This is a genomic window from Sphingobium sp. Leaf26 (assembly GCF_001421665.1).
GTDB lineage: Bacteria > Pseudomonadota > Alphaproteobacteria > Sphingomonadales > Sphingomonadaceae > Sphingobium.
The window spans coordinates 755,695-766,022 of record NZ_LMKV01000001.1 but is presented as its reverse complement, the minus strand read 5'-3'; the positions used below and the strand labels follow the sequence as shown (position 1 = coordinate 766,022).

The following is a 10,328-nucleotide window of genomic DNA, read 5'->3' as shown; positions in this document are numbered from 1 at the left end:
TTCCTGCCTGTTACCTGTCTAAACGTCGTCAGTTCGTCGTATTTTTCCGCATCCCGACGGAAATTCAGTCGAAGCGCTATGGGATAGGGCGTGATTCGCACCCTCTATTCCACGCAAAAAAGTGCGGGCCGGGACTGTCCGATCCGCACTGTCAGCACTTGATGACCCTTCCAAAGTCGCCCAATTCCGCCAGCTTCGCGCGCAATTCGATGCTGGACCCCGAGCGATCCGGGGGACGGCCGACCTTCAGGCGCATAGCGCCTTGGGACGACCGGATTGCCGCCGATATAGGCGCTATGGCCCTGTTTGTGAAGGGGGTCAGCTAAACAGCCCCCGCTCCGTCTGGATCGCGGACACGAGCCGGTCCAGTTCGGCGCTGCTGTTGAACAGAGCGGGCGTTACGCGCAGCACCGGGCCGGACGCCAGACCGGCCTTCGCCACGATCAGCAGCTTATATTTGCCCAGAAACAGCGCTGCCGCCTTCTTCGCATCGTCCGGTCCCTTCATGCCGGGCAGGCGAAAGCCCGCGACGGCGCCATGACGATCCGGCTCGTCAGGCAGAAGCATCTCCAGCCCCCTGATGTCACGCACCCGGTCGATCCAGTAATTGCGCAGTCGCAACAGATGCTGATATTTGGCCGCGCCGCCGATCGCCTCATGGACCTCTATCGCGCGCGGTACCGTCAGCCGTGCCGCGAAATCGACCGTGCCGGTGGGGATGCGCGCGCGGATATCCTCCGGCCCGTGGATGCGATTGCCGAGCCAGGGGCTGATATCCTGCAACCGGTTCTTGCGAATATAGATGCCGCCGGTTCCGAGTGGCGCCGCCAGCCATTTGTGCAGCGAAAAGCCGATGAAGTCGGCGCCGCTGTCCTCGACGGTAAAGGGCAGGTGGCCCACCGCCTGCGCACTGTCGAGGATGGTGTCCACCCCGCGCGCCCGCGCCATGTCCACGATCGCCCTGACCGGCGGCACCAGCCCGTTGCGGTTAGACAGATGCGTCAGCAACAGCAACTTCGCGCGCGGCGTTTCCTTCAATATCTTGTCATAGGCGGCCAGGATATTGGCTTCCGTATGCGGCTCCGGCAGCGAGAAGCGGACGATCCGTGCGCCCCGGCTCTTTTCCAGATAGTCGCAGGCGAACTGCATCTCGTCATAATCGACATCGGCGTAGATCACTGCGTCGCCGGGCTGAAGCAGCGCATAATTGGCGATCAGCGCATAGAGCGCTTCGGTCCCGCCGCCCGCCAGCGCGATCTCTTGGGTCGATGCGCCCAGAAGGTTCGCGACAGCCGCGCGGGACATGTCCAGTTCGACATCGCGCGGATGGCCGGGCGCTGCGTTGCGCAGGAACAGGGCATGGTTCTGGTTTACCCAGTGCGACCGCGCCTCATAGGCCGCCTGCACCGGCTGCGTCATCACGCCATAATAAGCCGCGTCGAAAGTCGCGAAATCCCGGTTTACCCGGTATAGCGGCATCAGCGCCGCCTGTGCCGCGTCGAATTCGCCCATGTCGTGGCTGAAATGGAAAGGCGGCTCCTGCGGCCAGGACAGGGCGGCATCGACTGGGGGGGTGGCGTCGCTTCGCCTGCTCATCGCCAGCGTGCCACACAGCGCGCCGCCGCTCCCCAAAAAAGCCCGCCGCGTCACCATGTTTTTCCCCATTTTAGAATGTAATAACATACCATAACGGTGCGGATCGGCAAATCCGCCATGGCGCCGGTTCGATCCGCCTTGCTATTTCGTTGTCGTGACGGGCGGCGTTACCGGCACGATCTTCACCGTCTCGAACCGTTCCTTGCGACGGATGCCCGACAGGCCGGTGTCGGTGACGGCGGGTGGTGCCATGGTCGGATTCCGCTGCCGCATGCACTCGCCCTTCACGTTACGAGGAGTCTGGGAGCAATTCCACAGCACGCGCCGCAAGCCGCTGCCGGCATTATGGATATAGGCGAAACTCATCGCCTCCAGTTGGGCGTCGCTCATGGCCATGCTGTCCGGGGCCGTGCCTGCACGCCAGGCCATGATCCGGCATTCGGCGCGTCCCGCGCAATAGGTTTCCGCCAAAGCAGGCCAGATATCGGGCGCTCCACCGCGGGGCAATTCGACCATGAAGCTCCGTCCCCCCGGCGCGATTGCGATCAGACGGACGCCGGCCATCACCTTGCCGATCGCATCCGCGCCGATCGCCTGTTGCGGCTTGGCGGCCAGTGTGGCGGCGGCCTCCGCCACCAGCAGCGGCGGTCCGGCTAATGGCGGCGTTTCCACGCCCCCCTGATGGGCAGACGAAAACCGGGCGATGCGGGCAATCACCGGTTCACCCGTCTCGCCGCTCTTGCGAAAAGCGGGCGGTGTGCCCCACCAGCCACGCCAGCGGAAGAAGAGGTGCGTGCCGACTGCCGTGATCTTGTCCAGGCTGCTGCTCCAATAAGGGACGACCCAGTCGGTGTGATAATGGGTGGCGTGGCCGACCGGCTTGTAGACCTTGCCCGCCAGCGCGCCGCGCGCAATCTCCTGCGCGCGCGCCCATGCGGCCTGACCCGGCGTCAGCGCCAGCGCGCCGTCGCAGCTGAAGGTGAACTGGCATCCGGTGCTGCGTTCCTGCCCCTGAAACACCACGCCGCACACCGTCTTGGGGAAGGCGGGATGGCGCACCCGGTTCAGCACCACCTGCGCGACCGCCTGCTCGCCTACCGCATCGTCTCCGGCCTCGAAAATCTCCGCCGCCGCCAGGCAATCGGTGGCGCGCGCCAGATCGGTTTGCGTGCCTGAAAAGAGGAAAGGGCGCGCAGCCGGATTGGGATCGCGGGAAAAGGGTATGGCGGCATTGAGCGTCACCGCCTGATCCCGCTCCAGCGCATAGACTTGTACCGGTTCCACCGGCGGCGGGGGCGTGGACGGGCGCTTCGCGCGCGCCGCGACGACGGCGGCAAAGCGCTGCGGGGCGTCGACCGGTCGCTGCCGGCTTTCCCATGCCGCTACCGCCATGGGCAGGCCGACGAACAGCAAGGCCCAGACGAACCAAGACATAAGGGCCGGCCAGGGTGGGAGGGTAGGGAGATTGATCCGGATCACAAGCGACTGGTTTCCCAACATCCATTCGCCCTCAGCCTGTCGAAGGGCGCGATCCCGTCATAGGTGTCGCGCGCGCTTCGACAAGCTTTGACGCGTTCGGCCTTATTCCGGCAGGAAGTCCGGCACGGACAGATAGCGTTCGCCGGTATCATAGTTGAAGCCCAGCACGCGGCTGCCTTCCGGCAACTCCTTCAGCTTCTGTGCGATCGCCGCGAGCGTGCCGCCCGACGAGATGCCGACCAGCATGCCTTCCTGTGTCGCGGCGCGGCGGGCATAGTCCTTGGCGTCGGCCGGATCGACCTGGATCACGCCATCCAGCAACTGGGTGTGCAGGTTGGCCGGAATGAAGCCCGCGCCGATGCCCTGGATCGGGTGCGGGCCGGGCTGGCCGCCGCTGATGACCGGCGACAGGGTCGGCTCGACCGCATAGACCTTCAAGTTCGGCCATGCCTTCTTCAGCACTTCGGCAACGCCGGTGATGTGGCCGCCGGTGCCCACGCCGGTGATCAGCGCGTCGATCGGCGTGTCGGCGAAGTCGGCCAGGATTTCCTGCGCCGTGGTGCGGACATGCACGTCGATATTGGCCGGGTTCTCGAACTGCTGTGGCATCCAACTGTTCGGCGTCTGCGACACAAGCTCCAGCGCGCGTTCGATCGCGCCCTTCATGCCCTTCTCGCGCGGCGTCAGGTCGAAGCTGGCGCCATAGGCCAGCATCAGGCGACGGCGCTCGATCGACATGCTTTCGGGCATGACGAGGATCAGCTTATAGCCCTTGACCGCCGCGACCATGGCGAGGCCCACGCCGGTATTGCCCGATGTCGGCTCGATGATGGTGCCGCCGGGCTGCAATTCGCCGCTGGCCTCGGCCGCCTCGATCATGGCCAGCGCGATGCGATCCTTGATCGACCCGCCGGGGTTGGACCGTTCCGACTTGATCCACACTTCCGCATCACCGAACAGGCGATTGATGCGGACATGCGGCGTATTGCCGATGGTTTCGAGTATCGTGGCAGCTTTCATGAAGGCTTCTCCTGGCTGTTTTCCGCTCGCCCGATGTCGGGTGGATCGAAGCTACGTGCAAGGCGCAATTCGGGAAAGAGTCGCGCCCAGAATATTGTGATGATGATAGCACCGACACCGCCGCCGATCACCGCCGCGACCGGGCCGACCAGCGCAGCCAGAAAACCGGACTCCGCCTCGCCCAGTTCGTTGGAGGCGGAAATGGTCAGTTGCGACAGGCTGGACACGCGGCCGCGCATCGCATCGGGGGTGTGGAGTTGCACCAGCGACTGGCGCACGAACACCGACACCATGTCCGCGCCGCCCAGCACGACCAGCGATGCGATACCCGCCTCTATCGCGATGTCGCGCGGCAGGAAGGCGGTGCAGCCGAACGCGATGGTCGCAAGGCCGAACAGGATGACCGACGCCAGCATCTTCAACCCGACTTCCGTCTTCATGGGGCGGAAGGAAAACCAGAGCGCGGTGGCGGCTGCGCCGATACCGGGAGCAGCGGCCAGATGGCCCAGCCCCGCCGATCCCACATGCAATATGTCGCGGGCATAGACCGGCAGCAGCGCGGTCGCCCCGGCCAGCAGCACGGCGAACAGGTCCAGCGTGATGGTCGCCAGCACCAGCCGGTTGCCCTTCACATACGTAAAGCCGTCGATCATCTGGCGCACCGGATGGCGGCTGGTGTCGCGCGGCGGCTGCGGCACCGGGCCGATCATCAGCATGGCGCCGAGCGCCACGCCATAAAGGATCGCCGCCAGCGCATAGGCGCCCCATGGCGTGGCGGCATAGGCATAGCCGCCCACCGCCGGTCCGGCGATCATGCCGGCCTGCCACACGACGCTGGAAATGGCGATGGCGTTGGGCAGCACGGCGGGTGGCACCAGATTGGGCGCGAGCGCGCCATAGGCCGGCCCGTTGAAAGCGCGCGCGATGCCGACGATGACCGCAATGCCGAAGATCAGCGGCAGGCTGACCCAGCCTTCATAGGTGGCAAAGGCGAGCAGCCCGGCCGCGATCGTCAGCAATGTCAATGTCAGCCGGGTGATGACCCGCCGGTCATAATGGTCGGCGACCCAGCCGGTGATGGGCGTCAGGAAGAAGAGCGGCAGGAATTGCGCCAGCCCGATCAGGCCGAGTTGCGCCGACGCGCCCGCCGTCGTCATCGTTTCGCGCGCGATATTATAGGCCTGCCATGCCAGCACGATCATCATGCTGTATTGCGCCAGAACGGCGCAGAGCCGCCCCACCAGATAGGCCCGGAAATCCGGAAAATGCAGCGGATGGCGAGATGGGGAGGAGGCCGTCATGCCGATGGCCTTAGCGGGGCTTGTGTTGCCGAAGCAACAGGCCCGCGACCGGGCAGGCAACAAGATTTGCTTTGCGACCTATGAGCGGGGACGCGGGCGGCGAAGGCGGGCCATAAGGTCACACCAGGGTCACTCCAGTGGCGGGGGGCGAAATTCACACCGTCGTTGGCGCCACAAAAAAGCCGGATATGCGGAGTCATGCGTCCGTAAGGCGTCATCATAGGCACCGGCGCGCGCCTGCGACGCGCCTTCAGGATCATCGTGACGCGCCGGGTCGGTCACGCTGGCGCGCCGGCCGGGTCACGGGCGCGTGACGGATCGGGCGGACAGGACGGGCGGGGCAGGGGTGGGGAACGGGTCATCCGACAGGATAGATCAGAGATTATCCTACATTGGTAGCGGCGTGATGGGCCGTGAACCGCGAAGCAGGCCGTTCCGCCTGCGAGCCATATCCGCCCTCAATCCAGCATCGCCGCCATGGCTGGCGTCATATATTCCTGTACGCCGCTGTCCGTGCGCATCACCAGCCGGGCGGCGAGGCCGTGGCGGGTGGCGAGGTGCATGCCGCGGTTCGGCCCCATCACGGTGATGGCGGTGGCCCATGCGTCGGCCAGCATCGCCTGTGCGTGCAACACCGTCACCGATGCGACGCCCTGCGCGATCGGCTGGCCGGCAACCGGGTCGATGCTGTGGGACAGGCGCGTGCCGTCCTGCATGCGGAAGCGGCGATAGTCGCCGGACGTGGCGACGGCCATGTCGCACAGCGCGATGCGCAGCGTGGGGACGGGCAGGTCGGCCGGCGATTCGACATCGACCCACCAGGGCTGAAGGTCGGGCTTGATGCCGTCGCCACGCAGTTCGCCGCCGATTTCGATCAGGAAATTGGTGACGCCCATGTCGCGCAGCGCGTCCGCGACGGCATCGACGGCAAAACCCTTGGCGATGCCTGAGAAATCGAGCGCCACATCGGCCAGACGGCGGGCACGGCCCTGCTCAACCTCGATCCGGGTCCACTGCCTTGCAATGGCATAGGCGGACGAAATGGCGTTCGGCCCGAAGCCCCAATGATCGACGAGCCGGCCAATCGCCGGATCGAAGGCGCCGTCCGACAGGCGGGCCATGTCCAGCCCCGCGCGCAGCACCGTCAGCATGTCCGTGGGCAGCGACATCCATTCGCCGACCGGTGCGCGGTTGAAGCGACTGATGACGCTGTCCGCTTCCCAATGGCTCATCTGCCCGATGATGCGGGCCAGCACCGACTCGATCGCGGCGGCGCAGCCTGGGGGTGGCGCCACGATCTGTGCGGACCAGCTTGTGCCCATGGTCGGGCCGCCGAAAGACAGGATTGCGCCCGGCTGCTGTCGCCCGACCAGTTGGTCGGGCGACAGGCCGGGCGGGATCGCGATGCGGACGCCGTGGGACGCCGGCAGCGTCAGGGGGCCAGCACTTCCAGCGTGGTGATGTAGGATGCGCGCCGCTGCGGCGGGCCGGCCGGGGCTTGCGGGCGCGGCGCGGGCGGTGCGCCTTCGCCGGCCTTGGCGCCGGGACCGCCTTCGCCGCCGGGGCCACCTTCACGGCCACCGCCGAGCGTGGCGTTCAGCCAATACATGCCGGGCTGCGGCCAGGTCACCGACGCCTTGCCATCCTTGTCCGCGACCAGGTCGATCTGGCCCAGCGCGTCGCGATAGCGGATGCCGCCGGGGATCACCGTGATCTTCAGGCCGGAAGCGGGCTTGCCGTCCAGCAGGAACTGGAAGGTGGCCGCTTCGCCCGACACCAGGTCATTGGGGTGGGTGACGGGGACCAACTCGATGCCGACGCCGCTGGGCTTGAAGATGGTCGTGCTGGGCGCGCCCAGCGTCACGAAAATCTCATTGCGGCTCGCCATTTCGGCCGTCTGCACATTGGTTGCGCCGGCCGGAATGACGCTGGCCAGCTTGTCCTTGGTCGTGCCGCGCGGCAGGCGTTCCTGCTTGCCGTTCAGCATATAGCTGCCCATCATACCGGTCGACACATTGGCGATACGATAGGTGCCGGGCTTGGTCAGGTGAACGTCGAAGGTCGAGCGATAGCGACCCTTGGCGGCATTCTCGATCTTGCCCGTCGCGCCGTCCGGTTCGGTGACGGCGATATTGTCCGTCCCCATCGGGAAATGTTCGAAATAGAAGAGGTCGTTGGAGACGGCGGCGTCCACCGTCACCCAGCTATCCGTGCCGGACAGGGTGGTGGAGGATGGCATCATCCATTGGCGATGCGCCTGCGCCGTACCGGCGAGCGAAAGGGCGGCGAGCGCGCCCGCGATCAGAAATCTGGCTTTCATGGTCTGTCCCCTGTTATTTTCCGAAACTGAGGGCGACGGCGCCCAATTCGCTGCTGCCCGACGCGCGGACCGTGGCGCCCGGCTTTGGCGGCCAGGAGAAGGGCAGGCGCACGACTTCGCGGCCACCGACCTCACGGGCTGCCTCGACCAGCAGCGTGTAATTGCCGGGCGCAAGCGCACCCAGCGGCCCCTTGCCGGCGGTGAAGGCGATCTTCTGGTCGCCCGGCGCACGGGTCGCGCCGCTGACGCCATCGGCCGGGAAATTCAGCGCACGGCCAGATGCGCGCCACCACTGGCGCACATCGCGCAGCCATTTGGTACCTTCGCCCTTGGCCTTGTCATAATCATACCAGACCGCCAGGCTGCGGGGGGCGGCGCCCTCCTTCTCGACCCAGATGGCGACATAGGGGCGATGATATTCGGCGACCGACAGGCGCGGAATATTGACGCTGACGTTGAGTGTCTGCGCCGTGGCCGGCGCGGCGGCGGCTCCTGCGGCCCCGATCGCGGCGGTGCCGGTCAGCAGCAGGCGGTGGCGGATCTGCATGGATATTCCCCCGTTAATGGATGAAGATGATGGCGAGGATCGCCGGAATGGCGAGGCCTGCGGCGACCAGCGGCCATGTGCTGGGTCGCTTCTTGGCGTGAAGCTGAAGCAGGACCAGGCCGGTCAGGGCAAAGACGAAACAGGCGATCGAGAAGATGTCGATGAAATATTTCCACGCCCCGCCGGCGTTGCGGCCTTTGTGCAGATCGTTGAGGTAGCTGATCGCACCGCGGCTGGTGCTTTCGCTGGTGACTTTGCCGTCATGCCGGTCGATCGACACCCAGCCGTCGCCGCCGGGGCGGGGCAGGGCGAGGTAGATTTCATCGGCGGACCATTCGGCAATGCCTTGCCCCGACTGACCCACCGATTTTTCGACCCAGGCCGCGACGGGGGCGGGCAGGGGTTTCTTGCTATCGGCCGCATCGTCCGCCGCGACCTGCGTCAGCAGATTGGCGGGCAGGGTCGCGCTTTTCTCGATCGTCTGCGGTGATGCTTCGACATCGGCGGCGTGGTTGAGGGTGATGCCGGTAAAGGCGAAGAGCAGCAGGCCGATCAGGCTGATCGCCGAACTGACCCAGTGCCAGGTGTGCAACTGCTTCATCCAGAAGGCCTTGGCGCTCTTCTTCTTCGGCTTCTGGATACGGGCGGTACCGTGCATCGGGGTCAGTCTGTCCTGCGAAAATCTGTATTCATCGCATAACGAGAGTGACTCGCAGTTGCAAACGGGTTGCAATAGAATCTTGTATCAAAATGTAAGCGGTTGCGACGAGCGGCTCCGACATAGGGGGCGACGGCCCGGTCTTGCTATTGACGATCCGGGACACCACCTCTAGCCGCGCTGTATGCCTGATGTAACACGGATTAAATATGTCCGGTACGTCATGGATCATGAAGGGCTGTGCGGGGAGAGCGCGGGGCCGCTACTAGGAATAAGATATGCTGGTGCCGGCCGTTGCTGCGGGAATGATGATGATGGGTGCGCAGGCGCAGAGCGCTGCGCCGCAACTGGCTGTGGCGGCGGAGGTCGCCATGCAGGATGCAACGCCGTCCGCCTCGCAGGTTCAGCAGCCCGCTGCCCCGTCGCCCGCCGCGCCGCAGGACGATGCCGCGCAGGATATCGTCGTCACCGGCGACAAGGGCGCGCCCAAAGGCGATCCGCTGGAGCAGCTCAACGCCAAGAGTTTCGAGGCGGTGCAGTCGGTCGACAAGGCGGTGGTGGAGCCGGTGGCCAAGGCCTATAACAAGGGGCTGCCGCGCCCGGTGCGTAAGGGGTTGCGCAACTTCTTCTCCAATCTGGGCGAGCCGGTGGTCGCAGCCGCCTATCTGCTCCAGTTCAAGCCGGGTAAGGCGTTCGAGACGGCGGGGCGTTTCGGCGTCAATTCGACGCTGGGCTTTGTCGGCCTGTTCGACGTCGCCAAGCGCAAGCCGTTCAACCTGCCCCATCGCGACAACGGCATCGCCAATACGCTGGGCTATTATGGCGTCGGGCCGGGGCCATATATGTATCTGCCGATCGTCGGACCGACGACGTTGCGCGACATCGTGGGCGACACGGCGGACAAGATGATCCTGCCCTTTGCCCTGGGCAGGAAGGTGTTCAAACCGGCCTATGTCATTCCCGCCACGATCCTGAACCAGTTGGGAGAGCGCGCCGCGTTCGACGAAACGATCACGGCGATCCGCAAGGAAGACGATCCCTACACCGTCTACAAGACCATGTATCTGCGCCAGCGCCAAGCGGAGATCGAGGCGCTGCATGGCCGGGTGTCGGACGAGAAATTCGTGCCCATCTATGGCGACGCCATCCGCACGCCGGGCAAGAAGGACGCGCCCAAGCTGGTGGTGCCCGATCCCTATGGCGACGATATCGAGGATGAACCGGCAGGCGATACGCCGCCGCAATGAGGTGTATGTTCACGCCTTCCGTTCGTCCTGAGTAGCCGCTGAGCGCAGTCGAAGCGGCGTATCGAAGGATGTATGCGCGACAGGCCCTTCGCTACGGTCCTTCGACTGCGCTCAGGCCCTGCTCAGGGTGAACGGATTTTTATTGAAAGCAAATGGACGC

Annotated in this window: 9 protein-coding genes; 1 reads left to right on the top strand and 8 read right to left on the bottom strand. The window is 65.3% G+C overall.

Translation table 11 applies throughout. The features are described from left to right. Positions 1-318: 318 nt before the first annotated feature. From ASE85_RS03755 to ASE85_RS03720, 8 genes are all read right to left on the bottom strand, one after another. The gene (locus ASE85_RS03755; protein ID WP_443018474.1) at positions 319-1,596 is read right to left on the bottom strand and encodes an aminotransferase class V-fold PLP-dependent enzyme; all 1,278 of its coding nucleotides are present in this window, start codon (positions 1,594-1,596) and stop codon (positions 319-321) included. Between the two features lie 141 nt (positions 1,597-1,737). Then, positions 1,738-3,030, bottom strand: coding sequence for a cell wall hydrolase (locus tag ASE85_RS03750; RefSeq protein WP_056683599.1), 1,293 nt, complete (start codon positions 3,028-3,030; stop codon positions 1,738-1,740). 147 nt (positions 3,031-3,177) lie between these two features. Further along, on the bottom strand, positions 3,178-4,095 hold the full coding sequence (gene cysK, locus ASE85_RS03745; RefSeq protein WP_056683596.1) for a cysteine synthase A: 918 nt from the start codon (positions 4,093-4,095) through the stop codon (positions 3,178-3,180). After that, complete coding sequence (locus ASE85_RS03740; protein WP_056683593.1) at positions 4,092-5,396, bottom strand: MFS transporter; 1,305 nt, start codon at positions 5,394-5,396, stop codon at positions 4,092-4,094. The genes cysK and ASE85_RS03740 overlap by 4 nt, the downstream gene beginning before the upstream one ends. 458 nt (positions 5,397-5,854) lie before the next feature. Continuing rightward, positions 5,855-6,718, bottom strand: a complete 864-nt coding sequence (locus tag ASE85_RS03735) for an FAD:protein FMN transferase (protein WP_056683590.1) — start codon at positions 6,716-6,718, stop codon at positions 5,855-5,857. A 110-nt stretch (positions 6,719-6,828) separates the two neighbouring features. Continuing rightward, positions 6,829-7,716: a DUF4198 domain-containing protein gene (locus tag ASE85_RS03730; RefSeq protein ID WP_056683587.1), complete on the bottom strand. Its 888-nt coding sequence runs from the start codon at positions 7,714-7,716 to the stop codon at positions 6,829-6,831. Positions 7,717-7,729: 13 nt separating this feature from the next. Then, complete coding sequence (locus ASE85_RS03725) at positions 7,730-8,263, bottom strand: DUF2271 domain-containing protein (protein WP_056683583.1); 534 nt, start codon at positions 8,261-8,263, stop codon at positions 7,730-7,732. 13 nt (positions 8,264-8,276) lie between these two features. Continuing rightward, positions 8,277-8,921 (bottom strand): PepSY-associated TM helix domain-containing protein, encoded by a 645-nt coding sequence (locus tag ASE85_RS03720; protein ID WP_056683580.1) that lies wholly within the window; start codon positions 8,919-8,921, stop codon positions 8,277-8,279. 278 nt (positions 8,922-9,199) lie between these two features. Here ASE85_RS03720 and ASE85_RS03715 point away from each other — a divergent pair, with 278 nt between their 5' ends. Next, the gene (locus ASE85_RS03715; protein WP_056683577.1) at positions 9,200-10,168 is read left to right on the top strand and encodes an MlaA family lipoprotein; all 969 of its coding nucleotides are present in this window, start codon (positions 9,200-9,202) and stop codon (positions 10,166-10,168) included. The last annotated feature ends 160 nt before the right edge of the window (positions 10,169-10,328 follow it).